The sequence below is a fragment of the Eubacterium sp. SB2 genome (assembly GCF_001244405.1).
Classification (GTDB): domain Bacteria; phylum Bacillota; class Clostridia; order Lachnospirales; family Lachnospiraceae; genus Faecalicatena; species Faecalicatena contortus_B.
The window spans coordinates 237,713-264,478 of record NZ_LN865149.1; the positions used below are offsets into that span (position 1 = coordinate 237,713).

19 protein-coding genes are annotated in these 26,766 nt (G+C 46.4%); 1 reads left to right on the forward strand and 18 read right to left on the reverse strand.

Annotation, left to right across the window (positions count from 1 at the left end; genetic code table 11):
* Window positions 1-246: 246 nt before the first annotated feature.
* From BN1938_RS02910 to BN1938_RS02995, 18 genes are all read right to left on the reverse strand, one after another.
* Window positions 247-873, reverse strand: a complete 627-nt coding sequence (locus BN1938_RS02910) for a ThuA domain-containing protein (protein ID WP_050639156.1) — start codon at window positions 871-873, stop codon at window positions 247-249.
* A gap of 14 nt (window positions 874-887) precedes the next feature.
* On the reverse strand, window positions 888-1,631 hold the full coding sequence (locus BN1938_RS02915; RefSeq protein ID WP_050639157.1) for an SDR family NAD(P)-dependent oxidoreductase: 744 nt from the start codon (window positions 1,629-1,631) through the stop codon (window positions 888-890).
* The gene (locus BN1938_RS02920; protein WP_050639158.1) at window positions 1,628-2,575 is read right to left on the reverse strand and encodes a carbohydrate kinase family protein; all 948 of its coding nucleotides are present in this window, start codon (window positions 2,573-2,575) and stop codon (window positions 1,628-1,630) included. The genes BN1938_RS02915 and BN1938_RS02920 overlap by 4 nt, the downstream gene beginning before the upstream one ends.
* A 9-nt stretch (window positions 2,576-2,584) precedes the next feature.
* Window positions 2,585-3,424, reverse strand: a complete 840-nt coding sequence (locus BN1938_RS02925) for a class II fructose-bisphosphate aldolase (RefSeq protein WP_050639159.1) — start codon at window positions 3,422-3,424, stop codon at window positions 2,585-2,587.
* A gap of 15 nt (window positions 3,425-3,439) precedes the next feature.
* Window positions 3,440-4,831: an L-fucose/L-arabinose isomerase family protein gene (locus BN1938_RS02930; protein ID WP_082202737.1), complete on the reverse strand. Its 1,392-nt coding sequence runs from the start codon at window positions 4,829-4,831 to the stop codon at window positions 3,440-3,442.
* A 10-nt stretch (window positions 4,832-4,841) separates the two neighbouring features.
* Window positions 4,842-6,047: an MFS transporter gene (locus tag BN1938_RS02935; protein WP_050639161.1), complete on the reverse strand. Its 1,206-nt coding sequence runs from the start codon at window positions 6,045-6,047 to the stop codon at window positions 4,842-4,844.
* Window positions 6,044-8,758 (reverse strand): glycoside hydrolase family 2 TIM barrel-domain containing protein, encoded by a 2,715-nt coding sequence (locus BN1938_RS02940; protein ID WP_148487117.1) that lies wholly within the window; start codon window positions 8,756-8,758, stop codon window positions 6,044-6,046. Before BN1938_RS02940 ends, BN1938_RS02935 begins: the two co-directional genes overlap by 4 nt.
* 82 nt (window positions 8,759-8,840) lie before the next feature.
* Window positions 8,841-9,674, reverse strand: coding sequence for a carbohydrate ABC transporter permease (locus tag BN1938_RS02945; protein WP_050639163.1), 834 nt, complete (start codon window positions 9,672-9,674; stop codon window positions 8,841-8,843).
* On the reverse strand, window positions 9,675-10,529 hold the full coding sequence (locus BN1938_RS02950; RefSeq protein WP_050639164.1) for a carbohydrate ABC transporter permease: 855 nt from the start codon (window positions 10,527-10,529) through the stop codon (window positions 9,675-9,677).
* Between the two features lie 56 nt (window positions 10,530-10,585).
* Entirely contained in the window at window positions 10,586-11,887 is a 1,302-nt protein-coding gene (locus BN1938_RS02955; RefSeq protein ID WP_050639165.1) for an ABC transporter substrate-binding protein, read from the reverse strand.
* A gap of 90 nt (window positions 11,888-11,977) precedes the next feature.
* Window positions 11,978-13,543, reverse strand: a complete 1,566-nt coding sequence (locus BN1938_RS02960; protein WP_242843794.1) for a response regulator — start codon at window positions 13,541-13,543, stop codon at window positions 11,978-11,980.
* 1 nt (window position 13,544) lies between these two features.
* Complete coding sequence (locus BN1938_RS02965; protein ID WP_187376285.1) at window positions 13,545-15,356, reverse strand: sensor histidine kinase; 1,812 nt, start codon at window positions 15,354-15,356, stop codon at window positions 13,545-13,547.
* A 74-nt stretch (window positions 15,357-15,430) separates the two neighbouring features.
* Window positions 15,431-18,304, reverse strand: coding sequence for a glycoside hydrolase family 2 TIM barrel-domain containing protein (locus BN1938_RS02970; protein WP_050639168.1), 2,874 nt, complete (start codon window positions 18,302-18,304; stop codon window positions 15,431-15,433).
* Window positions 18,276-19,451, reverse strand: a complete 1,176-nt coding sequence (locus tag BN1938_RS02975) for an iron-containing alcohol dehydrogenase (protein WP_050639169.1) — start codon at window positions 19,449-19,451, stop codon at window positions 18,276-18,278. The genes BN1938_RS02970 and BN1938_RS02975 overlap by 29 nt, the downstream gene beginning before the upstream one ends.
* Before the next feature lie 253 nt (window positions 19,452-19,704).
* A complete protein-coding gene (locus tag BN1938_RS02980) occupies window positions 19,705-20,376 on the reverse strand; it encodes a phosphatase PAP2 family protein (RefSeq protein ID WP_050639170.1) in 672 nt (223 codons plus the stop codon).
* A gap of 148 nt (window positions 20,377-20,524) precedes the next feature.
* Entirely contained in the window at window positions 20,525-21,145 is a 621-nt protein-coding gene (locus tag BN1938_RS02985) for a helix-turn-helix domain-containing protein (protein ID WP_050639171.1), read from the reverse strand.
* 207 nt (window positions 21,146-21,352) lie between these two features.
* The gene (locus tag BN1938_RS02990) at window positions 21,353-22,690 is read right to left on the reverse strand and encodes an ATP-binding protein (RefSeq protein ID WP_050639172.1); all 1,338 of its coding nucleotides are present in this window, start codon (window positions 22,688-22,690) and stop codon (window positions 21,353-21,355) included.
* A complete protein-coding gene (locus BN1938_RS02995) occupies window positions 22,687-23,412 on the reverse strand; it encodes a LytR/AlgR family response regulator transcription factor (protein ID WP_050639173.1) in 726 nt (241 codons plus the stop codon). The genes BN1938_RS02990 and BN1938_RS02995 overlap by 4 nt, the downstream gene beginning before the upstream one ends.
* A 188-nt stretch (window positions 23,413-23,600) precedes the next feature.
* Between BN1938_RS02995 and BN1938_RS03000 the strand changes: the two genes are divergently transcribed.
* Complete coding sequence (locus tag BN1938_RS03000; RefSeq protein ID WP_050639174.1) at window positions 23,601-26,186, forward strand: MBG domain-containing protein; 2,586 nt, start codon at window positions 23,601-23,603, stop codon at window positions 26,184-26,186.
* The last annotated feature ends 580 nt before the right edge of the window (window positions 26,187-26,766 follow it).

The following is a 26,766-nucleotide window of genomic DNA, read 5'->3' on the forward strand; positions in this document are numbered from 1 at the left end:
CCTTAGAAATTCTTGGTGGGAAACAGCCCTGAAAATGGAGAGATTTTTGGATTCCGAATCCAAAAATCAGCTGACCCAGCGCGAGAAATCATCGGATTTCTCGTGATGTGTCAGTGGTGCTCCATTTTCAGGGCTGTTTCCCGCCTAGAATTTCTTAGGTCCGCGGCCGCGTTTTTGAAAGGACATGGATGTTCTCCGGGAGGTTTTCGGCTATCCCTTTATAGAGCGTCCCCATCCGCGCCGAGGCTAAAGCTCGTCGCTAAATCCCGATTTTATTACGCATTCCCTCAACAATCTCCGGAATGTTTTGCTCTCCGCTGTCTTTTCATCATGCCCCGGCGCCAGATAGATCATCCTGCCCTTTTTATAATTCCTGCACCAGCCTGCAGGGTAGTCTTCTCCCTGATAATGAAAAGTAAGAAAGATTTGATTTTTCGAATCCAGCTGCCTCACCATATAAGCCTCTTCCTCTAACTTAAACTCTTTTACTCCCAGCCACTCTGCCCGCTTTGCAGTACGATATGCCAACAGGCAGCGGGGAGGATGCGTCACGAAGTTTCCGCCGTATGCTTTTTCCAGCTTACTTCCTGCGCGGCTGATAATTCCGTTATGCAGTGCCAGAAGACGGCCGCCGCATGCAAGATAATCCGCAAGAATGTCATCGAATCCATTCAGATGCCGGTAATCGTCAAGATAACTGATGATACAGTCATATAACTGCAGGTCAGAAATAGTCAGGCCGCGGTAATCTGTACATACGCTTATCTCTCCCAGGGATTCCAGCGCCTCCCGGGTGCCGGGCAGCACCCTGCTAAGCGGATGATATGGCGCCTGTTCTTCATCCCCCAATATTAGAATCTTTTTTTCCGTCAATTCTTTCACACCTCCTACCAGGGAATGATGCTCCCGTCATAGCTGTCCAATACCAGCTTTTCCTGTTCCCGTATTTTGAAAAAGCTCTGCAGGGCCAGCCTTGCCGCTTCTTCCGGATTCAAATCGGCGTGTTCTTCTTTGGTTCCCATCATATAGGTATTCATCCATCCGGGGTGATAGAGACGGATTTCGTACCCGTCTTTTTTCAGCCGGTTTGAAAGAACTGCCATACCTGCGTTGAGTGCAGCCTTGGACATGCAGTATTCGGTTTCGTCCTCCCGCCAGCAGGTTCCGATGCTTCCTGCTTCTGAAGAAATACAGCAGATCTTTTTATCTGTGCCTCGGTCCATAAGCGGGAGAAATGCCTCTGTCACCCGGATTGCTCCCAATGCGTTGATATTGAGAGTCCGAAGCATCGCAAGATAGTCATACCCATCCCGAATGTCCCGGATGGTACCATTGATTCCTGCGCAATGAATCAGCATATCAACCGTTTCCACACGTTCCATAACCTTTTGAGCCGCTATTTTTACCGAATTATCCTCTCCCACATCCAGCGGCACACAGATCAGGCGGTCAGGATAAGTCCGTTTCAAGGCATCCAGTTCTTTCCATTCTTCCATATACCTGCCTGCAATCACTTGAAATGTGGTTCCGGATTCTGTACAGGCTTGCCTCCCGCTGTTTTTCAAAAGTTCCTCACACAATGCAAATCCCAGCCCCCGGTCTGCACCGGTTACCATCACAGTTTTCCTCATCGCCAAAATGCCTCCCGGTACTGTTCTTCTCTTTCTGCAAAATCACAAGGCAGGATCTCCCCTGTATTTAGAAAATGTTCCACACATTTTCTCGTGGGAATTCCAGTACGCCCGCCCAGAACCGTACACTTTATTGCGGAAACCGCTCCGGCAAATCCAGCTGCTGACTCTGCATTCATTCCTTCCGCCATTCCACAGGTAAATGCGCCGTGAAAAACATCCCCGGCCCCGGTCGTATCCAAAACCTCCACAGGATAGGATTCTGACTCAAAAAACTTTCCATGATCCATTCCTGCACAGCCCTTTGCCCCCAGCGTAACAACTACTACCTGCGGCCCCTCTTTGGACAGAAGCCCCAGATTCTTTTTGTACTCTCTGTCAGAAAAAAGATGATTGTAATAATATTCTGATAGTATAAAAACATCAATATTCCTCAGGTTTCTCTGGGTCCTCTCATCAAATTCATCCCCATCCACAACAACGGTTCCTCCGTTTTCATGTACATATTCCGCCATCTTTTCCGCCGCGGCATCCATCTGATACAGCATCAGATAATCCCCTTTTTTAAAGATTTCATAAGGGATATCCGCAGCGTTCCACGGCTGAACCGTAGATGCAGATTCAAGATAGTGCTTTCCCCGTTTTTCAGAATCTATAATGCTGACACAAAAAGAAGTTCTGCCTTTTCGCATCTCCAGGTGCGAAACATCCACGCCAAGCACTTTTAAGTCTTCTACACAAAGCTTCCCATACCTGTCATTACCCACAGCACCCATAAATGCAGTTTCTGCCCCCAGACGCGCAGCAGCAGCAACCGCATTTGCAATCTTGCCGCCGCCCATCAGACTCACATCCTGAAACTCCACCAGTTCCTCTTCTTTTGGCATGTGCGGGCACAAAATATTCATATCCATACAGGGGTAATCAAATCCTATGATCCTCATAAACACCTCCTACCAGCGTGTCAAACTGATTTTCTCTTTCAAAAATGCCTTTGCTGCCGGCGCCGCATCTGCCAGGGTACAAAATATATAAGGTTCTCCCACATCTTCCTTTATGTTCTTCTGCACCGCATAAAAAATGGTCTGATCGTATCCTGTCCCCACATTCAGCTTACGGATCCCTCTTTTCACAGCTTCCTTGATCTGGCTGTCCGGAATTCCTGTGCCTCCATGGAGCACCAGTGGAACGGATACCTCTCTCTTAATCGCATCCAGGCGCTCCATATCCAGCTTCGGCTCTCTGACATAATTACCATGCGCACTGCCAAATGCAATCGCAAGTACATCACACTCCGTCAGCTCCACGAATTGCTTCGCCAGCTCCGGGGAGGTGTAGCCGCTGTCATCCGCAAAATCTTCAAGCGTATCTGCATTTCCTACATGCCCCAGTTCAGCTTCCACATCCACCCCCATCGCGTGTGCCGCTTTTACGACCTCCCTTGTCCTTCTGACATTTTCTTCGAATTCATAGGATGAAAAATCCACCATGATACTGGTAAATCCGGCTTTCAGGCACTGCATTGCAAGCTCGTAGCTGTCCCCGTGATCCAGCATCAGCCCCACCGGGTACTCGCTTTTTGCGGCCAGTGTCTTTACGATCTGGGCAAAAGTATCCACTCTGATATACTCTGTCATCTCAGGGTAAATCATAATGATTGTCGCTGTCTTCAGCTCCGCTGCCGCCTCGATCACCCAATTGATCGTTTCAAAGTTAAAGGTATCAAATGCAGTCACCGCATATCCCCCTTTATCTGCTTCTTTTAAAATCTCTGATACTTTTACTAATGGCATATGTTTCTCCTCCTCTTATCTTTCATCGGCCTCATCAGCCCTGATTCCCGTGTAGCGGCATACTTCTTTCAAAATTTCCCTGTACTTTCCGTGGACGCCGCATGCATGATGGATATACGGGCCGTACATCAGCTTTTTCTCCCATCTGCTCCAATCCGCTACCTCGACCCAGATATAATTACCTCCGGTCTCCGGTCCTTCCACACCTTTTCCTTCTCCAAAAAACATCTGGAAATCGCCGCAGACACCACCGAACCGTGCAATCGTGAGATCGCCTCCCCGGATTTCATACCGGCCCATACATTCATCCGTCAACTCTGGATTGCAAGATGGTTTTGCAAGCGATTTCGGGAACGGTCCGCAATGCCACAGCAGCTCTGCATTGTCATTTTCCGGATGTCGTATGGTCATGTCCGCAGTAAATGCAGGGGACTCCATCCTGGCTGCTCCCGTCAAAATTCCCGCTGTCACTGCACCGTAAATATCTGTCTCGCAGATCACCGGCAGGCCTTTCTCCGTCAAGTTGCCGAAGGCATAGCATGGATAACACTCATAGATCAATGGATTGACATACCAGCAGTCTCCCGCCATAATCGTGCACCCATAAGTTTCAGCCAGATTTCGGATTGCCAGCTCTGTGGCCGCTGTAATCTCCGCATGCTTCCCAGAGATGCTGTAACACGGAAACGACTGCTTTGTTTCCTGCACCAGCCTCTTAACGGCTCCCTGATCTTCCTTCCGAATGCGTTCGATCTCCGTTACCAGCTCTGTCCCGTCAATGGGAACTGTATCAATTTTCAACTGGTTTACCAAAGCCCCCTCGTCCGCGATGACACTCAGAAAATCTCTCGGGCGCGGACCGATCTGCCCGATCTTCATATTTTTCACAGCCTTTACCGCACATGCCGTGCGGATAAAATTCTCAATTCCCTGCTCCAGCTTCGGATCTTCCAGCCAGCAGTTCTCCAGATAGGTATAGGTCAGCCCCTCCCGAAGAAGCCCCATCGTCGTGGCAAACAGGCCGCATTGCGTGTCCGTCTGGCGATATCCATATCCTCCCGGAGGTGCCTCATCCCTTGGCCCCCATACCAGAATGGGCACAGAAAACTCCCGGCAAAGCTTAACCACCGCCTCCTCGTTCCCAAAGTTCGCGTGGGGCACAAACAAAGCGTCAATTTTCTTCTCCCGGAAATACCGGGCTGCCTTCTCCACATCACATGCCTGGTACAGCAACGCCTCCTCATTTAAAAATGAAATGTCCACCAGCTCCACATCGCCGATTTTTTCAAGAATTTCATCCACCCGCCTTCGGATCTTCAGGCTATTATCATATGCATTTTTCGGATCCGGAAAATCAAACCGCCTTGTCGGCGCATATCCTAACACTAATTTTCTGTAATTGTACATAAACATCCTCCTACTTGTAACATTTATTTTTATTCATGGCAGCCATTCCTGTCAGACACCCTGCTATTACAAGCATCATAACTCCGCCAAGAAGCAGCAGGCTTGCATATCCAAAGGCATCCATCAGCCCCCCTGCCAGCATCGGAAAGATAATTCCTCCGAGACTTCCGAAGATGCTGACGGCATTCGTCGCTCCCACAGAGCTTTTTGGGAATTGCTCGCAGGCCAGGCCGATTTCCAGCGGGAAATTCACCCCTGACAGCAAGCCGACCAGGAAAATTAAAACAATCATCATGGCCGGCTTCGTAACCGCAAGACCGAGCACCAGAAGGACCGCTGTGACCAGATTGACACATATCAAATATTTTTTTGTATCATACTTTGCAAATAAAACAGGATAAACCAATCGTCCTGCTGCCGAACCTGTCCAGTAAAAAGTGATGGTAAGTCCGGCAATCGCAGATGCATCGAGCGCCAGTTCCAAATAGCTGGACATATATGTACTGATGGTCATATCAAATCCCATAAACAGCAGCGCCGCAAAGCAGGTCATCAGCAGATGCGGATTTTTTAAAAGCTTGAAAAACGGTTCTTCCTGTCCCGGTTCCGGTCTTGCTCCCTCTGCCTTCACTTCAGCTTCTCCCTGACTCGGCTCCGTCTTTTTCTGCTTTCTTCCAAGAAGCAAAAGCCCCGCCAGAAGCAGGAAGGAAATCCCGCCGATCATAAAGTAGCTCAGCTTCCAATTCAGTCCGCATGCCAGGATAAATGTGGGAAGGATCGGACCTGCCAGTGATCCCAGCCCATAGACTCCATGAAAAATATTCAGATACGAATTGCGCTTATCCCCGGACAAGTCAGATATATAAGCGCTCATCACCACATTGAGCAGGCTGATTGCCGCACCATTTACAAAAAATGCAGCCAGCAGACCCGCAAAGGAAATCGAAGCCGCAATCCAGAACATCGAGACCAGATGCGCCAAAACGCCCACAGTGATCAGGGTAAATCTGGGCATCCTCCGCGCCAGCATGTCATTGAAAAATATCATAACCAGCTGCCCCACGCACAACACGGATCCCACGATCCCCGCCTTTGCCAGTGGGATACTGTAGGTTTCTGAAAAGGCGGAAACCAGTGCGCTGTACATGATAAATCCAAAAGAAGCAAGAAATATCGTTACATACATGGCTGACAGCAGTATTTTTTTGTTTTTCATTCTGCTTCCTCCATACGAAATTCCCAGCGGACCGGTTTTGTAATTCCATGGAAAGAAGAGAAAATTTCCATGCAGACCCAGATATCCGCCTGTGATGCATCCCCGTCCCCCTCCATTTTTAACGCAAGCTTGTCCGGCTCTTCATACGGCTTTTCTGCTTCGATCACATTTACACGTTTTGCATCTTCTGTTTTGAGCTCCACTGTAATCTTGGCCTTTCCCTCCAGTAGCTCAAACTGCAGGTACAACGGCTCTCCCTTCCGGTCTTTCGGGATATCCGTATGACAGTGGTATGCCAGAAAACCGCTGTTCTTCCATAAATCATGAAGCTGGGTCCCATGGCCGATTTCCACCGGGTGATAAGAAGGCAGATGGCTGTAATTTCCATCCACTTTTTTCGGCTCCTCAGGCATCCATTCCGCCATTTCCCAATTTGTGATATATCTGCTCTGCACGGTTTCCGCCTCCGGCACCATACTTCCCGGTTCACAGATACTCGTAAGCACCGCCTTTTCCAGCCCCCTGGCCTCTGCCTGGATTTCCACCCTGGTATCCTGTACTTCGGCTATGATCTGGGCCTTCCCGTGGTACAATCTACATACGGGTTCTCTGCGGTTACTGGTATCCTTCACATCCCCGTTGCCGGTTACCAGAAGCCTGGCCCCATTCAGCCTGGTAATCTCAAATACATTCTCAGCATCCGGCACCTCCCGGCCTGCCTCGTCCAATGCGGTTACTGTAAAAACAGCGGCTTCCCGGCAGCCGCTTTTTACCTGCCGGTTCTCCAGCTTTAAAGAAAGCTTTTTGGGTTCCCCTGTTGTCTCTCTCACGCATTGCGCAGCCACGTTTCCATTCACCATCGCAATGGCTTTCAATTCTCCCGGCTCATATGCCACATTCCAGTCTGTCTGAAAATAAGCATCGTTCTTCCTGGTTCCAAGCAATCGTCCATTCAGATAAAGGCTGACCTCATCCCCCGTGGAAAATACCCGGACTGTCACGTTTTCGCCCGCCTTTTTCCCGTTCCAATGGGGCTGGATATAGATGGATGCCTCCCCGCGCCAATACGTCTGATACAGATAATAGCTGTCCTTTGCATAACCATTCTGATCCATACAGCCGCAGGGCGCAAACAGCCCCGGATAATCATGCTCTCCCCGGTAGTCCATCCCCGTCCAGGCAAACATGCCGCTCATGTATGGCGTATTGTCCACAATCTGCCATGTACGGATTCCGGCAGTCCGGTTCCCCAGAACATCTTCCTCTGATGCATTGTTCACTTCTGAAAATACAATGGCCTTCTCAGGGTATTTCTTATGGACTGCTTCACACAGTTCAATGTTGTAGTTCATTCCAATCATATCCGCGCTTTGTGCTGCGCCGTCTTCCAATAATCCTGTGTGCATCGCCATCAGCACCGGCCTTGTCGGATCCTGCTCATAAATCCTGTGTTTCATGGCATTCATGATCTTTCTTCCGCGTTCACCGTCCTGCAGGGATTCCTCGTTCCCTGCCGACCAGACGATCACACTCGGGTGGTTCCGGTCCCGTTTCACCATGTTTTCCAGACGCCGCAGACCGTTCGGCGAAGATTCGAACCAGCGGTTTTCATCCATCACAAGCATGCCCAGTCGGTCACATGCATCCAGCGTCTCCCGGGAATGCGGATTATGCGAGAACCGATATCCATTGCATCCCATATCTTTGAGGCGCTGTACCCGATATTCCTTTATATTATCCGGCAGCGCCGTTCCCAGGCCGCCATGATCCTCATGAATACACATTCCCTTTATTTTTGTAGGTACACCATTTAGCAGAAAGCCGCGCTCTGCATCGAATACAGCTGTCCTGAATCCGAATGTAGTGTCTACTTCATCCAGCAGCTCTTCCCCGCTGAAAACCCTTGTTCTCAGCTGACAGAGCGTGGGATGCTCCACCGACCACAGCTTTGGATTTTTCACTTCCGCCTGCTGCATCAGCCTCTTTGTTTTCCGTCCCGGTACCAGCTGAATCGTTTCTGCTTCAAATAATAAGCTGCCCTGTTCATCCGCCGCCGTATGAACCACCCTGACCTCTTTGTCCGCAAATGCGTCATTGCGCAGTGTTGTTTCTATCGGCACATTCCACAATTTTCCATCCTTGGATTCCGGATGAATGAAAATACTGCAGTAATCCACACAGACCGGTTCTGTCTTGACCAGCCATACGTGCCGGTAGATTCCTCCGCCTTCATACCACCAGCCCTCGTATTCCCGGTTGTCCACATATACCGCAATTACATTCAGCTCGTCCCCATATCTGGCAATATCCGTCATATCCAGATCAATTTCCGTGTAAGCACTGTCATTCATCCCCATATAACAGCCGTTGATCCAAATACGGCTTTCTGTACAGATTCCTTCAAATTCTATATGGATGCTTTTCCCTCTGTCGGAAGGCTCCAGCCTGAAGAATCTGCGGTACCAAGCATTTTCCCGGATCAGAGAACCATGCACCGGATTGGCCTCTGGCGTGGGTGCCCCCTGCACCACATAATCATGAGGCAGTTCCACTGTTTCCCAAAGACTGTCATCATAATCTGCTGAGGCAGGACCCCTTCCCCTCTCCGTTTTTGTATGCATATATGTATACAGATAGCCGTGTGACACGGTATCTTCCACATCTCCCCTGTGAAATTTCCATCCTCTGTCAAACTGTAATTTTTCTCTCATATCTTCATCCTTTCCCTTTTCCCCGTCTAGCACATCGTATCATCATTAACTTCCACATAAGCCGACCTTATTTTACGATGTACTAGCCTTTCACTGCTCCGGCTGTCATTCCTCCTGCAATGCTTTTCTGCGTCAGGAAGAAAAAAACAACGACCGGTATCAGTGACAGGCAGGCCGCGGCAAATGCGGCATTCATATTCGAAACATGCTGTCCGAAGAAATAAAACTGCTGCATCGGTATTGTCCGCATTTCTTTCTTCTGCAGCACAATCAGCCCGATATTGAACTCATTCCACATCCACAGCATATGCAGCGCTGCCACCGTTGCTGTGATAGGCTTCATCAGCGGAAATACAATAAACCAAAAGGTACGTATTTTCCCGCAGCCATCAATCTGCGCGGCCTCCTCCAGCTCAACCGGAATGGTCTTTGTAAAACCGACATATAAAAATGTTGCGTAGGAAACACTGGTTCCTACCATCAGGATAATCGCGCCTGTATATGTATTCATGAGATTCAGTCCCTTCAGCATTCGATAGACCGGAATCATGATCATCTGGAAGGAGACCATCATGCCTGACATCAGAAGCAGATCCATAGCTTTATAAAACCGTTTGCCGCTTTTTCTGCAGATCATATACCCTGCCATAGAAGATGAGATAACAATCAAGGTGACCGAAAGCAGCGTTACAATCGTACTGTTTTTTAATGTCACAAAGAAATTTGTTACTTCCACTGCCTTGCTGAAATTCTCCAAATGCAGGCCGGAGGGGAGCGCTAAAATACTTTGTGCCGTCTCCATCGGTGTCTTGAAGGCATTTACGATAACGATGTAAAGAGGCGCCAGGAATATTACTCCCACAAGAATCGTCAGAAGGGAAAGCAGCCCTTTGATTATTTTACTTTTTTTTGACATCTACGCTTCCACCTCCAGTCTGCGCAAAGCCCTTGACAATCCGCCTCCGATCAATACCAGTGCAATGGTGAATACAACCGAGATGGCCTGCCCATACCCTGCCTTGTTATAACTCATCAAATGATTGTATATATAGATACCGATCGTCTCTGATGCTCCTGCCGGTCCTCCCTGGGTCGCCGCATACGGTGTTGCAAATTCACGCAGCCCATAGGTCAGAGACAGAGTTATGCAGGTGGTAAATGCCGGTACAATCATAGGCAGTGTTACCCGGAAAAACTGCTGTATCCTGGATGCTCCGTCCAGATCCGCTGATTCATATAATTCCTTTGGCACTGTGGTCAGAGAGGAAAGATAAACCAGCATATTGATTCCTACGTCAATCCACATATGGATAATGGCAATTCCGAGAATTACGGTACTCTTCTGCCCCAGAAGACTGTTCCATCCGAACAGGCTTCTGAACACATCGCGGAAAATGTAGCCCCAGATAAACACTGCCAGCACAACGCTGATCGCGGTAGGAAGAAAAAATGCGGTCCTTGCAAATGTCCTCCCGATAAATTTCCGGTTGATTGCCAGTGCAAGCAAAAGAGAAATGATATTCCCCGCAATCGTTGCAATCAAGGTATAGCAGATCGTGTTCTGCACGGGCTGCAGAATATCTTTATTGGAAAATATGTTGATAAAATTTCTCAAACCAACATAATTTAGTTCTTTGCTGACCCCGTTCCAGTCTGTCAACGCTATATGCAGCCCCGAAAAAAACGGAATAATGACAGAAAAGCCGAAAAAAAATAAGACCGGCAGCAAAAAGCTAAAATTTATCAGCTTACTTTTTACTTTTTTATTCATAGGTCTTCCTTTCCCGGACAGGCGCCGCAGACGGTGCCTGTCCTGTGCCCACTATTCTATTTTTGCGCGGACAGAGCCGCTTCAAACCGCTCATCCAGCATCTCAATGGCTTCATCCACCGTCATATTTTCATTCATCAGAAGTTCCGTCTCCACATCCGTTACGATCGTCTCCAGCTCGTCCGACACAAACAGCTCAGAATACCCGGTCCAGTCAAACACCTTATCTGCATCAATATACTGCTGTACGTCATAGAGAATTCCATCTTCTTCCGTAACCTCTACGTTTTTACATGCAGAGATATCACCTTTCGTCTTTTGCTGCAGCGCCCCCATTTCCGGTGTAGAAAGCATTTCCAGGAATTTCAGGGCTGCATCTGCATTTTTTGAATCCTGATATACCGCAAATCCGCCAGGTGTAGAACGAAGCGGCAGCATTGCTTCCTCAGAATCTTCCGTCAGCGGAAGCGGAAAGATTCCAAGATTTGCATCCGGATTGATTCCCAGCACAGCCGCCGGGGTCCATGAGCCGTTGAGAATCATGCCTGCATCCCCTACTGCCAGCATATTCAGCGCCGTATTCCAGTCTGTTCCAAAGGGATCGTCATTGGTATACTGATACCGTTCTTTCATCCTCTGCAGAACCTCTGAAAAATGGCCTTCGTCCGCCGCCCAGGTTGTGGTTCCCGCCTCCAGGTTCAGACGGTTCTCTTTGTCATACTTTACAGTTGTTACCACGGAATCGCACTGTTCGTCACTGAACAGCACCCACTGCTCCTGGAACCCTGCTGCAATCGGAGTTTTTCCTGCTTCCTGTATCGTCCTGCAGGTATCGATAAATCCGCTCCAGGTATCAGGCACTTGCTTAATTCCGGCCGCCTCAAATACATCCTTGTTATATATGACAAACATGCCGCCCTGCGCAAAGGGCAGGCACCATGTTTTGCCATCGACGCTGCACGCCTCAACTGCGCTCTCCTTGATATTTTCATTCAGCCATTCCTCCCCGGAAATATCCATACAAATTCCCGCATCTATAAACTCCTGTTTTTTATGGATATCATCAATAAAGAACAAATCGGGGACATCATCCGCTGCAATCTTATTGCGCAGCATGGAGTTGTAATCATCGCTGGAGAGCGTCTCCATATCAATCTTTACGTCCGGATTTTCCTCTTCAAACTGTTCAATAGCCTGCTCCAGAAAGCTGATCGCACTGTCTTCATTCATATCATGAATCAGCGTCAGTTTTGTATCTCTGCCCTCTGCCGCATCTGATGAACCTTTCGCCCCGCATCCGGCAGCCATCCCCGCGATCATAACAGCAGCAAGCACAACACTTATTCCTTTTCGTTTCATAGATTTTCCTCCTCTTATTATGGGATTTCCTTTGTTGACTCTAATATAAACTTTTTTCTTATATGGGTCATTTTAAAAAATTGCAGTTTCTTAAAAAATACTATCTTTATATTCAGAAACTGTTGTTCCCGTCACCTGTTTGAAAATCGTGGAAAAATAAGAGGCACTGGAAAATCCTACCGTCTCAGCAATCTCATGGGCTTTCATATTGGTGTTTTTCAGAAGCTTTTTCGCACCTTCAACCCTCACCTGATTGATATACTGGGTCAGCTTCATTCCCGTACTGTTTTTAAAAATCTTGCAGAGATAATTGGGTGTCAGCCCCATCTCTTCTGAGAGAATTTCCAGTGAAATCTCTTTCATATAATTTTTTTCGATATAATTCATAATCGCCGAGGCCTGCCTGCTGCTTCCGCCGGACCCGATCTGATTCTTCTGGCTGATCTTCAGAACCAGCTTTTCATAGCCTTCCAGCAATGCAGCCTCCATCTCCTGGATAGACCGAAACCTTCGGCACCAGCCCTCTGTAATCACCTTCACGCCCAGAATCAACTCCGGGTTTATATGTTCTTCGATAGAGATCCGGTAGAAAACATGAAAGAGCAAAAAACATGTTCTCTGAAGGCTGTTCTTATCCGGACGTGTCTGATAGAGGTTTTGAATGATCTGTTTTAACTGTGCCCGTGCTCTTTCCTCCTGGCCCTCATGGATCTCTTCCGCCAGATCCTCAATGGCAGCTTCCAGATTCTGCTCCGTCTTCTTCTGGTTCAAAGTGGAATAAAAAAACACCTTATCATATCCTTCATACAGGCTCTGTTCCTGCGCCCTCAGCGCCTGCCGGTACAAAAGGGCAATGTCGCCGGGATTTTTAAAGCTGTCGCTGACTCCCATGGAAAATCCCGTGATGTGCCGCCTTTTCATCTCCTGATAAATAGAAGTCACCTTCCGGGTCACATATTCGAAAATACGCATGGCGCTATTCTCATGCTCCAGGCAGAACAGAACCGCTAAAGTTTCACTATCCATGGAAACTGTAAACTCCTGCACTGATATCTGTTCATTCAATATGTTCCGCGCCTTTTCATAAGTCACTTCATCCGGTTCAAGGAGTTTCACTGTCAGCACGGTCATATTGCCCGGTTTATCCGTCCTTCCGGTATATTCCCAGAATTTCTGCATATACTCCTGAGAATTCAGCTTATTGAAAAGCAGATTTTTTAAAAAGTCATTGGAAATAATCGAGAAATTCTCTGTTACGAACTGAGATTTTTTATACTCCTCTTTTTCCCGCTCAATTTCAGCCACTGTCTTATCCAGTATGGAAATGACATCCTGCTCCTTCAGATCATACTTCAGAATATAATCCCGGGCGCCCAGTTTCATTGCGTCTTTCACAAAATTAAAATCATCATATGAACTCAGAACAATGCATTTAATCCTGGGATAGCATTCCCGCACCTGCTTTAGCAGTTCAATTCCATTCATCTCCGGCATACTGATATCTGTCAGAATCAGATCCGGTATCTCTTCTTTCAGGCAATCCAGCGCACATTTTCCATTCATAGCCTCTCCGATCACCTGAAATCCATATGCCTCCCAGTCCATAAAATTCCGGATTTCATAACGGTAAAACACATCGTCTTCTACAATCAACATCTTATACACCTGCCTGTGCCTCCTCTCTTGTCCGAAATAACGGAAGCCAGACCTCTACAATGCTTCCCCTTCCAGGTTCACTGATATAATTCAATCCATACTCTTCTCCAAAATATTGCTTGATTCGCTGTGACACGTTTGCCACTCCTATGCTATTCAACCCTTCATACCTTTCTTCCTGCACGGTCAGTATCGATTTTATTTTTTCCTGCGTCATCCCGACCCCATTATCTTCCACCGTCAACCGGAGCTTTCCCTCTGAAGCGGATGAAGTAATCCGGATTATCCCGTTTCCTTTGGATATTTCGATGCCGTGAAAAATTGCATTTTCCACCAGCGGCTGCAGAATAAAGTCCAGCATCATATATTCCTGCACGCCCTCACACAGACAGTATTCTACGGCAAACTTATCCTCGTACCTGAACTTCTGCAGGGTAAAATAATTCCTAATATACTCCACCTCTTCCCTGACTGTGTGGTATTCTCCGTTTTTGCTTAATGATGCTCTGAGAAGTTCGATCAGCGCCGCCGTCATTTCTGCGATATGCTCCTGCTTTTCCATCTTCGCCATACATTGAATTGACCCCAGTGAATTATAAAGAAAATGGGGATTGATCTGGGCCTTCAGTACCTGGAGCTTAAGCTTTTGTTTCGCCTGTCCTTCTTTATAGGCCGCTTCAATCAGCTCCTCAATCTTATCCGCCATATAGTTAAAACGCGTACACAGCATACCGATTTCGTCAAGACTGGTGGGTTCGATATGTACTTTAAAATCGCCCTGTTCTACCTTCCGCATGTTCCGCTCAAGGTAATGGATATTCCGGCTCAGATTTCTTGAAACAGCATAAGAAAAAATCAATGATACAAGAATCGCCCCTGCCGCAATCACCATAATATACCATTTGATTGATTTTGTATTTGCCATAAAAGCATGCTCCGGAATAAAACAGTATATGTTCCACTCTGTACTGTTTTTGATGCGTTCTGCAAAAATATAACTCTCATTCTGGTAAAGAATACGCGATATATAATTGCCATACCGGTCTTCTTCCCTGCCCATACGGCTGTCTATTCCTTCTTCCATCTGAAAATTCCCATAAATCATGGAACTCTCATTATTTTCGAAGACCAGGCTTTCATTGTCGATCATTCGGTTTTGGGACTGGATGGGCCGGAAGAAATCCTGAGCAATAGCAAAGACCACCGTTCCATACACCTGTCCCAATTGATTCTTCGTGTCAATTATATTGCGCACCAGATAAACCTGATTTTCTTCTTCCTCCAGAAACCAGCATGTATTCTTTGCGCCCATCCGGTTCTCCGCCATTTTGAGAATCTCTGCCGCCCGTTCCTGGTTGATGTTGCTGTCGTTAAATGCCTTTGTATACCTCGCCCACCAGGCCGGCTGTTCTCCCACCCCTTTTACGTAAAAAGCAGTAACCGGAACGGAGCTGCTGAAATGCTTATTGCCGAGTGTCCGAATATTCTGCCTGTATTTTCCCGAACCTTCCTGCTTAATCTGCGTCTCCGGGGCCCTGATACACGCAAGAAACTCTTCGTCGGTCATAAGTTCATATGTGGTCTCCAACAAACTTTCCGTGCGGTTTTCTAAGTTATAGGATAATTGTTCCAGAAACTCACCGGTAAAACTGGCCGTATTTTTGAAGATCACCTGTACCGAAATATACTGAAAGACTCCTCCCAGCAGTAGAATCAAAAGCAGCATAGTACTAACATACGCAATAAAAAATTTGGAGCGGATTTTCAGTTTTTTTGCCCACAAACGGATTTTTTCCATCAGCTTCTGTGCCATATTCTGTTTTCCCCCTGTTCTCATCTGTGTATTCCAAAAGGACATACAAGACGTCTTGTATGTCCTTAATTATACTATACTTCAAATCTTACAGGCCCGGTTATCCCGCATTTCCAGTGATTACCTTTTATTACCAGTTTGATAATTAACCGGTCTCCTGTAACAATACCCGGCAGTTCTACCCTCATGCGGCTTCCTTCCACGCCATGTTTCGCCAGATAATAACGTTTCTGAATGCGGTTCATGTAATCACGCATGGAGATTAAGATTTCCGCCTCCCCGGTAATCTCCTCGAACACCACCGCTCCGGTCTTTCCCTCCTCGAGATCCGGCATATCCGGCTCCATACAATAAATAATATAGCCGCCGCCTCTTGTAAAAAAGAAGGGCATCTGGCGGTCCAGCATAGATGCGCTCTCCAGGCTCTTTCTCCAGTAAATATAATTGTCATCCGTGGTATAGGCGTATATGTCCGGTTTCTTCTGGTAGATATGAGACACAAACCAATCGTTTATATACGGATTTCCGACACTCACAGAATTTTCCCAGACAGGCTCCTGCTTCCCCTCCCGGATTGAATACAGATTCACGCTGCAGTCCGCCTCTTTCAGCATGCCAAAAATCCTGATTTTCAACACACCTGGTTCTGTCCTGCACCGAAAAACCGCCTTTCCTTTTCCTTTATACAGACACATAACCTCTTTCTCCGGAAAGCAGCTGCAATAAGGATCCGCATTATCCGTGCACACACACTCTGCCAATTCATTACATGCTGTTTCAAAGATATGGGATGCCGTGGGTACCAGATTTCCTTTTGTATCTATGGCCTCCACCCGCACCGTAACCAGAGCTTCGCCGTCTGCAGGATATGCTGTCTTTTCCGGATAGACCCGGAAGGCATACGCCTCACCGCTTGTCCGTATTTCCGCTGTTACCCGGTCCGCTTCGCTGATTCCAACCGCTTTCAGTTCACCGGGTTCATAAGGAACCTTGAAGACCGCATGCTGCCGTTTATCTACAACTGCCTCGGCCTGCTTTCTGCCATTCACATACAGCAGAACTTTGTCCATATTGCTGCAGACTGCGATGTCACGCATTGTTGCTTCCGTGGGATTCCAGTGGCCGCATATGTGGAGAACGGGTTCTTCCCTCCATCGGGCTGCATATTGATAAAAGCCGTCTTTTTTGTCTCCATTTATGTTCAGCGGACAGGCATCTGTAAAGAACCCCAGATTTCTGTGCTCTCCCCGATAATCCTCACCGGCCCAGGCAAAAGTCCCGCCATAATAAGGATGGCTTTTCCCGAACTCCAGTGTTTCATACGCCCCCTCGCTTCCCGAAAAAGGATTGCCGCATTCTACTACAGTATCCGCCAGGCAGAGCATCTCCGAACCGATGATCGGCTTGTCCGGATATCTCTTGTGGATCTCTTCCAGCCTCCTGTGATTATAATTGACTCCGATCACATCGACCGCATCGGCTGCCGTCTTTTCGCCTTCTCTGTCCGCTTCTGTGAGTCCTTCATGCATAGCCATCGTTACCAGCCTGGACGGGTCCAGTTCCCGGATCCATCCCTTCATCGTCTGCGCAATCCGGTAACCCCGTTCCTCTTTCTGCCAGGGTTCCTCATTTCCCACTGACCAGAGAATAACACATGGATGGTTTCTGTCTCTTCTGACCAGATGGCGCAGATCTTCTCTTCCCAATTCTCCCGTGTCAAAACGCCTGGTCTCTTCCATGACCATAATACCATATAAGTCGCACAGATCCAGCAATTCCCTTGCCGGTGCATTGTGGGAACACCGGTAAGCATTCGCCCCCATCTCCACCAAATACTGTATTCTGCGTTCATAGACCGAGGAATCGACTGCCAGCCCCAGATTGCCTTCATCCTCATGGAAACAAAATCCACGGATCTCTTTTCGTTTCCCATTGATATAGAATCCCTGCTCAGCATCAAAACGAATCTCCCGAAAGCCAAAACGCAGGCACAGGCTGTCCCTGATCTCATGTTCCCGGCTCAGCTCCAGATCCAGCAGATAACAGTTTCCCTCATGGATGTCCCAGAGAGCGGGGGCTTCTACTGTCATCTCCATGCTGAGGCATGCTCTGGTTTTATCCGGATGTATTCCCTGGCAAATATCTGCTTTCTGCTCTGCCGCCAGAATCCCCTCCTCAGAAAAGATACGTGCTCTGACCGTGCAGTTTCCTACTCCGCCATATCGGGCATCTACCTCCAAATTGACAGTTACTTTCCACTTCTCTTTTGATTCCGAACTCCCCGCAGCCCCGGTCTCTCCTTTTACCTCCGGAAGTTCCGACGCTCCGGTCCTTTCTTTTACTTCCGAAGGTTTTGCAGTCCCGTTCTTTTCTGTGAGAATCTGAACCTCTTTTGGATCCAGATACAGCAGGTCCGTTATTTCCAGCCACACCTTGCGGTACAAACCACCGCCCTGATACCACCATCCCTGCATCCATGTATGGTCCAGAAATACGGCAATCAGATTGACAGCAGCGCCATACCTCACTACATCTGTAATATCAATTTCCACATCACAGCAGGAGGACATCTGTTTCCTCATCAGACAGCCATTCACCCATATTTTGCTCTCCCCGGTTATTCCGTCAAAATGTAAAATAATTCGCCGTTCTTTATCCCTGTCGTCAAGACAGAAAAACTTCCTGTACCAGCAATCTTCCGCGTCGAGATATCCATTGTAATCCCTGGCCTGTGGATTCAATTCCTGGAGCACCTCAAAATCATGAGGCAGTGTCACCTCCTCCCAGCCATGGTCGTCATAGGACATTGCCGCAGGCGAAACCTGTGCTCCGGTCTTCGTCAGATGATATGCGTCATATTCCATATCTGCTTTCGTTTCTTTTGTAAATTTCCATCCCCTATTCAGATGGATAATTCTTCTACTTTGATGCAAAACGGTAGATTTCATAAACATCCTCCGGTGTCAGCGCGATATAAGCGTCGCCATAATCTTCTGTACAATTGATACGCTCAGAAAGCATTTTACCGTCTTTCTCAAAATCAATGCCAAGTTCTGATAACGTAACCGGCAGCCCCACGCCTGCAAAGAATTCTTTTGTCTTTCGTATCGCAGCGTCCACCGTCTTCTCCGGATGGTCCGCATTGATATCCAGGTTCCAGACTTCCCTTGCATAGCGCAGGAGCAGGTTAAACTTCTCCTTCTTCAGATACGTCATCCATGCCGGAAGGATGACGGAGAGCGCTGCACCGTGGGTCACATTATAGACTGCCCCCAGATCCTCCGCAATGGTATGCAGCCCCAGATTGGTATACAGGCCCATCGATGCAAATTTGCCCATAGCAAGGGTGCCGCAGAGCATCAGCTGGCTCCGCGCCTCATAATCATCCGACTTTTCCAGCGCCGCCGGGAGATATTCGATAACCGTTTTCATCACACTTTCACTCAGCCTGCTGGTCAGCTTCATATCTTCAATTCTTCCAAGATATGCATCGCAGATATGGGCAAAGATGTCACATGCCCCACACATCGTCTGGTATGCCGGAACGCCAAAAGTAAGCTCCGGGTTCAGCAGTGCAAACCTGGGCCTCATTTCCGTACAGCCGTATCCGATTTTGGATACTTCCTCAGTATTCGTCAGTACAGCAAAGGGACTGGTCTCGCTGCCTGTCCCCGCAAGTGTCATAATGGCCCCCACCGGAAGGATCTCATCCGGCTCGGCCGCCCCGCTGTATACCTCCCAGATATCCTTCTCAAGCCGGGTCCCAAGGGCAATGGCTTTTGCCACATCAATGCAGCTCCCGCCGCCGATTCCCAATGTCATCCCCACTCCCTGTTCCTTTGCAGTCTGTATTGCTTCCCTCGTTTTGTCCAACAGAGGATTGGGAACCACATCATTGTATTCCACTACCTTCAGCCCTTCAGCTTTCAGATAGCCGATCACCCGTTCCACCAGAGGACGCAGCGGCCCCTCTGCATAGGATACTGTCATAACCGTATCTGTCAGCGCAAACTCCCTGCACAGCTTTCCTGCCTCTTCTTCCACACCAGTTCCCCAATAAAGCCTAGTACCATTTTCAAACATAAAATTTGCCATAAGAACCCTCCTGATTTCACAAAACTAATTACTGAACCAATGGTAACATCTGACTCCGAAAGAGGCATTTAAAAAAAGAGGGATTCCTTTTAAAATATTATAATAACGAATGGTACAGGCAGCCTCTTGCCAAACCTGTATTCTTGATATTAAAATAGTTTTCTATCTTCTCCAGTTCATCTTCGCATTTCTTCCGATACGGCATTCCTGATACGTGGGAGTAATGAAATTAACGGTACTCCCATGCTTTGTTTTATTCCACTCTCTTCCCCGACTCAAAATACAACAATGCAGTGCAGTATAGTGCAATCAGCACCGACGAAAATAAAATCCCCGCCACAATATCAGTAAACCAATGGACACCGGATATTAGCCGCCCGATTACAGTTACTATCATAATGAGGACGGATACAATATCCGATATCCAAAGCCAAGCTTTCCTTTCCCGCAGATAATAATGAAACTGCAGCATGGCTGTAGCCATAATACAGTTTACAAACATAACATGTGAGGAGGGAAACGATGCTTCTAAGCTTTCTGTAAGAATGATGGGCCTATAATTGACAACCACTACCTCAAAAAACACATAAACAGCAATAACCATCGCGTAAAATACACCCAACAATAATATTCTGTAATCGACTTTCTTAATGCTTTTCCGCTTTATAAGCTGGAACAGTCCCAGAACCGCAAACCCCAAAGCAATTACTATCGCGAAAACTCCAAGCCAGTCAGTAATATCGTACCATAATAGGTTTACACCGAAAAATTTAAACACACACTGGTTGACGGACGCGAGGCCAACTTTTGAGTGATCCGGACCGACGGGCTGAACATCCACGGTTTTGACCATAACAGTAAAAAGTATAAAGATGAAAAACAATCCCCCTGTTATGATAAGACACTTCTTTAATTTTTTTTGCATAATCAATCTTCCTTTCTTTTGCGGAAATAATCTATTTGCAAGCTGCATTTGGATTATCTGCCAGCAGTACCAAAAGGACAAGAAACCTGTCGTCACAATAGAAAAAGGCCCCGACACTCTTCGTGTCAAAGGGCCTTTTCTCAAGGATTTAATGCTGATCTGCCTGCATCTGCTTCCATAGTAGAAATACTTTCACTCCAAAAAATAAAAATAATAAAATAGTTGCATATGGCTCTCTTGCAGCTGCAAATAAACAGATAGCTGCCGCACCGGCTGCAATCGAAATTTTAGTAAAAAAACGGTACAATAACTCCTTCTCAATATAGGTGAATATAAGTCTGGCAATGCCAAGTCCGATCAAAATTGTAAAGACAGACCAATAAATAGTACGGTCTATATTGGGGGTATGGGTATTCGCCAGTAGATTCACGGAGTAAACATGGTTCCCTTCCGGCTTTCCATAAATCGGAAGTAATATAAATGCAACAGACAAAACATCAACGATCCCGCTGATAACCATGTAGATCTTTTTAAGATTGGAACGGTTCTCAGTTTCCGCCAGGGTAATCAATTCATCACTTGATAATAATTCATCAATTGTAACTGAAAAAAGTTTTGATATGCATTTTAAAGATTCGATGTTTGGATAGCCCCTGCCGCTTTCCCACTTTGATATAGCTGTCCGTGATACATACAGCTGCTCTGCAAGCTGTTCCTGCGTAAGATTGTGATTCCTTCTGAGCTGCTGCAGCTTTTCATTAAATTCCATTTATATCCCCTGTTCGTTATTTGTCTTAGGCTTCTAAAACAGCAGATTCTTCGATAAACTCTCCACTGCTCTTTCATTTTTCTGAGGTTTCAATGTATACCTCCTGCAATTTATTGTATACATATTATAAAGTTTTATCAACACTCAAATCCAATGTGCCGAAAATAGATAAGTCCATTATAATATAATAGCTCATATATTTAATTTCTATATCTGGCTGTCATACTGAATCAGGACAGAGGCATAAAAAACCTCTTTTCTCTGCTCAAACCGGACAGTCCCATTATAACGCGCTGCGATATCCTGTACAGACGCTGCTCCTATCCCCATACCGGGGCGCTTCGATGACAAGGGGAGGCCATCCATGAAGCGGACGGATGTCTTACAGGTGTTGTCGATTAGAATCAGCAGCTCCGAGTTACCATGGCGTTTGATGCGTACCTTGATAAACGGCTGTTCATCCTTCTGCTGCAGGCAGGCTTCCACCGCATTTTCCAGCAGATTCCCCAGTAACACGGTCATATCGGTCTCGGTAATGGAGGAGAGTTCGGGATAATCTGTCTTTACATCAAATTGTATTCCGTTGTCCCGTGACACCCCCGCATAATAACTGATGACAGCGTTCACCACGTCATTGCGGCAGTACAAATCAAGCACCTCATGGGGCAGTTCATTTTTATACAGTTCAATGTAATTATGCAATCCCTCTTTGTCATCTTTCTCTATGTAGGACTGTACGACAGCCAGGTGCTGGCGCAGATCGTGTCTTGCTTTCCTCATCTCATCCATATGCTGTGCCAGACTGTCAAACTGCTTTTTCTGAGCATTCATACTCTGATTTGCATAGTGCAATGCTTCCTCTAATTGTGTACGGGTTCTTGAAATCTCCAGTACTTTGAATGCCACAAAAGACACATAGCACGTACCAAACAGCATCAAATAGCGGGAAACCAAAAATTCCCATGTGGCATAGGCGTAGACATCATCGACAGCACAATACAGCATCCCGAATAAGGTTGAGAACAGCGGGATCTTCCACAGATACCGCCATAATGCATCATCCTGGATCTTCAGCGCTTCCGTAACGGTGTGCTGAAGATAGTGGAACAGAAACGGGCAGGTGATGAGGTATATTATAATACGGGCAATGTTGTAGACCAGATAGGGATGTTGGTCGGAAAAATTCCAGAAGAACCTGCTCTCAATGTAGTTCGCATTTCCAAAGACAAAGAAAGACCACGAAAGCAGAAGCAGATAGGTGAACATCAGTTTTGGGAAGCACTCCTTTATCAGAGAAAAAGACAATATGAGATTGATCAGCATGAACCCATAGCGCATGACTGTTGTCCACTGCATCGCCGTCTCATACCCACTGGAATTGATCAGGTAAAAAACCAGACTGTTGAGAGTCGCGACACCGGTAATCAGTACCATGATATAGCGAAACGGAATTCGCAGCCTGTCACGGAACATGTAATAGCGCGGCACGGCAAAGGGAATAAAATCCAGATATGGAAATAAGATCACCATCAGGGTATCTATCACAGCAGATCCTCCTCTCTTGCTTTTTGAAACAGATAGGTATGGTAGTTCATTTCGATTTTCTTTCTGTCCCGCTTGGAAAAGGGCAGCCTTTTGCCTGTCCTCAACAGGAAGTCCAGCTTATCCAGACGCTCCACATGATCAAGGTTTACGATGCATCCCTTATAACAGGTTTGAAACTGGGGATAGCAAAGCAGCATAGCTGTTAAGTTACTAAATGGAATCCTGTATCGCCTGATCCCCCGCTGCTCGGTATGTACCTGCACATAATGTCCGTCAACATCACACCAGAGAATCTCACGCAGAAGGATACGATCTTCCTCCAAACAGATGAATCGTGCATTTCTTATCTTTGCAATTGAAAGCATTGACAACGTATGCTCAAAATCAGCATAGCTGAACGGTTTCAGCAGATAACCGCCTGCCTTTACCTGATAACTGTCTATTGCATGGTCACGGCTGGTGGTGACGAATACAAGAGAGACAAGTTCATCGCTCTGCCTGATTTTCCATGCCGTTTCAATACCAGATAGCCCGTCCATATACTGGTCAATAAAAATAAGGTCGTAAGTGTCTTTTCTGAACGTAGAAAGAAATGCTTCCCCGCTGCTAAAATCCTCAATGGTAAGAATCTCATCCGCATAATGTTCCGCAAAAAAACGATGCAGGCTGTCTTGTATTTCATTCCTACATTCCGAAAGATCATCTATGACAGCGACTTTCATATCGAATCCTCGCTTCCTGTATTATCCACACTAAATAAATGTTTTATCTACTCTATTTTACATGATAAAGAACCTCCAAACAATGTAATTTCCTGCCAAAAAATGCAAATTTCAGCCATACCATTGTTTTTAAAATTTTTTTTGCTAAATTGGATTAGAGAGGGTGTACATAGAAAGGAGTATGAGAGATGATAAAACAATTATGGAAGAAAACCTGTACCTGCCTGCTGATCTTAGGGCTGGTACTGACAATGGCACCAGTAAAGACATTAAAAGCGGAGGACCCGGTTATTACTGACCCAACTGAGGCAGAGCGCGTACTCAGAGAAACTCTCGCTGGTGTAGTTGTGGACAATAGTGACACCGATGAAGATTGGAGACAAAACATAGAAGGAATTCTAAGAAACAAATTTGTAGTTACTGGTCAAATGATGAAAACTAATGTGGTATTTTTAACCAGGATCAAAGCCACAACTGATGCCGAGGGTTCTATGGATTTTGATGTTTACTACTGGCTTTCTAATCCGTCAGCACCCAAGGGTTATGACGAGTATAATTTCCATTATACAATAGTGATACCTAAGCTGCTCAATGAAGGTGATGTCTTAATTAATAATACTAATTTCCCAGATCCGAAGTTTCGGGAATATCTGGGGGGCTACACGATAGATACAAATGATGATGACATATTATCAGCTGCTGAAATTGATGCAATTGAAGAGGTGAATGTTGCTCGTCAAGAGATATCCGACTTGACAGGAATAGGCTACTTAAAGAACTTAAAGAAATTAGGCTGCTGGGGCACAAAGATAAAAGTTCTGGATGTCAGCGGCAACCCCAATCTGTCGGAGATACAGTGTCACGACAACAGTGATCTCGCCTCATTAATCGTGAAGGGGGCCGGAGCTTTAACATTTTTGAAATGCAATGATACCAATATCGCCAGCATCGATGTCAGCGAGAATCCAAATTTAGAAACATTGGTCTGCCAGAACAATAGCAGTCTGGGATCCTTGATTGTAAAGGGTGCTTCTTCGTTAAAACAAATAGACTGTTCTAAAACAGGAATCAGCAGTTTAGATGTCAGCGAAAATCACAATCTGACTGAATTAAAGTGTATGGAGAGTGCAAATCTGGCCTCACTGACCGTAAACGGTGCAAGCGCTCTAAGCTATCTGGATTGCGGAGACACAAAAATTGGACGCCTGGATGTCAGCGGGAATAACAATCTGGTGAGTTTATATTGTGATAACGCTAATTTATCAGAATTGATCTTAGGTGATGCAAAAAATTCTTTAAGTGTCATCTATTGCGATAACAACAAAGATTTAACAGATCTGGATGTCAATGGCTCAACATATTTAAATACACTGGAATGCAGCAATACCGGGATTCGCGGTCTTGATGTCAGCAACGTCGCAAATATGGACCTTTTGCGTTTCAGCCGATGCAATCTTGCATGGTTAAATATCGGCGAAAATAGAGCCTTCGACTCATATTCTACAAAGCCTGGCAATACGAATCTATCCCTGGATGTTACGGGTCCAAGCTTTGATATTACTAACGCATTTCCCGGAATTGATCCCGGCAAAGTTCATATAACAGACGGAGGCACCCTGAACGGAAGTGATGTCACAGGTTATAAAGACGGTGAACCATTAATCTATGAATATGACTGTGGTTCTTACTCTGATGGGACGGATGCGAAATTAAATGTAACCCTGACTCTTACTGTTCATAAAGCTGACAGTTATCTTTATATTGATAATGATCTTAATAGGGACTATACCGGCAATCCTGTGAACCCAGAGATCCGTGTTGAAGGAAGCAAGGGGAAAGTGACTGCTTCTTATTTCAAATGGAATGGAGCTGACTGGGAACCCTGCTCCGACATACCAAAAGATGTTGGGAAATATGCAATTACGGTAACCGTAGAAGAAGACGATTATTTTAATCAGGCAGGTCTGGAGGCATCAGAATTTGTAATAACAAAGGCAGCTAATGAGTGGACAACACCGCTCTCCCTTGGTGACCGGACCTATAATGAAACAGCAGGTATCCCGGCCGCAGCAGCAAAGTTCGGAGATGTAACCTTTACTTACAGCAATGTACAAGACGGAGTATATACCAGCACAGCGCCTGTAAATGCAGGAACCTGGTATGTAAAAGCTATTGTAAAGGAAACAGAAAATTATACAGGTTTAGAAGATGTAAAAGAATTTCATATTTCACAGGCAGCTAATGAATGGCTGGAAGCCCCTGCCCTGATTGGCTGGACCGATGGAGAACCGGCAAATACGCCTTCTGCAAAAGCTAAGTATGGAAATACAGTATTTTCCTACAGTAATGCTAAAGATGGTCTGTTCACTGATACAATGCCGGAAAATGCAGGTACCTGGTATATGAAAGCCAAGGTTGAAGCAACTGCAAATTACACCGGCCTGGACACCGTAGTGAAATTTACTATCGCCAAGAAGGAAGAGCAGAAGCCAGGAGACAAACCGACTGATAACCCAAATGACAAACCGACTGATAACCCAAATGACAAACCGACTGATAAACCAAATGACAAACCAAATGATAAACCAAATAACAAGCCAACTGACAAACCAAATGATAAACCAACAAATAAACCCGCCGACAAGACAAAAGCGAAATCCAGCACCCCTGTAACTGGCGACACATCAAATCCAGCACTCTTAATCAGCCTGCTGGCACTGTCCGGCGGTACCTTATGTGTATATGCCTTCAGGAAAAGAAAATCAAGTAACTAAGCACAAAAGACTGCATTGTAAATAATTTGCAACAAAGGGCGGCAGATTGTACCTGTTAAGCTTTTAACAGACAATACTGTATAATCTCTGCCGCCCTTTCTTCCCTCCTCCAGTCATCGTTAGCCTGAGAACATCATTATCCAGTTCATAGCCCTGTTTCTGTTTTTTCTGATTTCTTCATAAATCCGGTCTTAAAATCATGTTATAATATCCTTAAAAGTCAGTAATCATTAAAAATCTCAAGAAGTGAATATGAAAAATATATTAGTAGTTATAGGCAGCGGCAGAGCAAACGGAAATACTATGCATAATTTTCCCGTCCGGCCATTCTCCCGCGCCGCCGCCCTCCCGTCCGGGTGCCCCCAGCCTGTCAGGGGCGGGACTTCTGCCGCGGGCGGGGAAACTTTCCTGTCCCTTTCTGCAGGCATAGAGTGCGCCGTAGTTTCACTAGATAAAAAACACATCGGATTGGAAGGCTAAAATCTGCTTCCGAAGCAGATTTTAAGCCGGCCTGAGCCGCGCAATTCATCAGAATTGCACGGTGAATGCCGGCGATGCCTTCCAATCCGATGTGTTTTTT

Coding starts and splice junctions, on each gene's coding strand:
- BN1938_RS02915 (WP_050639157.1), bottom strand. CDS start 1,631: ATGAGGAAAACTGTGATGGTAACCGGTGCAGACCGGGGGCTGGGATTT.
- BN1938_RS02920 (WP_050639158.1), bottom strand. CDS start 2,575: ATGAGGATCATAGGATTTGATTACCCCTGTATGGATATGAATATTTTG.
- BN1938_RS02925 (WP_050639159.1), bottom strand. CDS start 3,424: ATGCCATTAGTAAAAGTATCAGAGATTTTAAAAGAAGCAGATAAAGGG.
- BN1938_RS02930 (WP_082202737.1), bottom strand. CDS start 4,831: ATGTACAATTACAGAAAATTAGTGTTAGGATATGCGCCGACAAGGCGG.
- BN1938_RS02935 (WP_050639161.1), bottom strand. CDS start 6,047: ATGAAAAACAAAAAAATACTGCTGTCAGCCATGTATGTAACGATATTT.
- BN1938_RS02940 (WP_148487117.1), bottom strand. CDS start 8,758: ATGAGAGAAAAATTACAGTTTGACAGAGGATGGAAATTTCACAGGGGA.
- BN1938_RS02945 (WP_050639163.1), bottom strand. CDS start 9,674: ATGTCAAAAAAAAGTAAAATAATCAAAGGGCTGCTTTCCCTTCTGACG.
- BN1938_RS02950 (WP_050639164.1), bottom strand. CDS start 10,529: ATGAATAAAAAAGTAAAAAGTAAGCTGATAAATTTTAGCTTTTTGCTG.
- BN1938_RS02955 (WP_050639165.1), bottom strand. CDS start 11,887: ATGAAACGAAAAGGAATAAGTGTTGTGCTTGCTGCTGTTATGATCGCG.
- BN1938_RS02960 (WP_242843794.1), bottom strand. CDS start 13,543: ATGTTGATTGTAGAAGACGATGTGTTTTACCGTTATGAAATCCGGAAT.
- BN1938_RS02965 (WP_187376285.1), bottom strand. CDS start 15,356: ATGGCACAGAAGCTGATGGAAAAAATCCGTTTGTGGGCAAAAAAACTG.
- BN1938_RS02970 (WP_050639168.1), bottom strand. CDS start 18,304: ATGAAATCTACCGTTTTGCATCAAAGTAGAAGAATTATCCATCTGAAT.
- BN1938_RS02975 (WP_050639169.1), bottom strand. CDS start 19,451: ATGGCAAATTTTATGTTTGAAAATGGTACTAGGCTTTATTGGGGAACT.
- BN1938_RS02980 (WP_050639170.1), bottom strand. CDS start 20,376: ATGCAAAAAAAATTAAAGAAGTGTCTTATCATAACAGGGGGATTGTTT.
- BN1938_RS02985 (WP_050639171.1), bottom strand. CDS start 21,145: ATGGAATTTAATGAAAAGCTGCAGCAGCTCAGAAGGAATCACAATCTT.
- BN1938_RS02995 (WP_050639173.1), bottom strand. CDS start 23,412: ATGAAAGTCGCTGTCATAGATGATCTTTCGGAATGTAGGAATGAAATA.
- BN1938_RS03000 (WP_050639174.1), top strand. CDS start 23,601: ATGATAAAACAATTATGGAAGAAAACCTGTACCTGCCTGCTGATCTTA.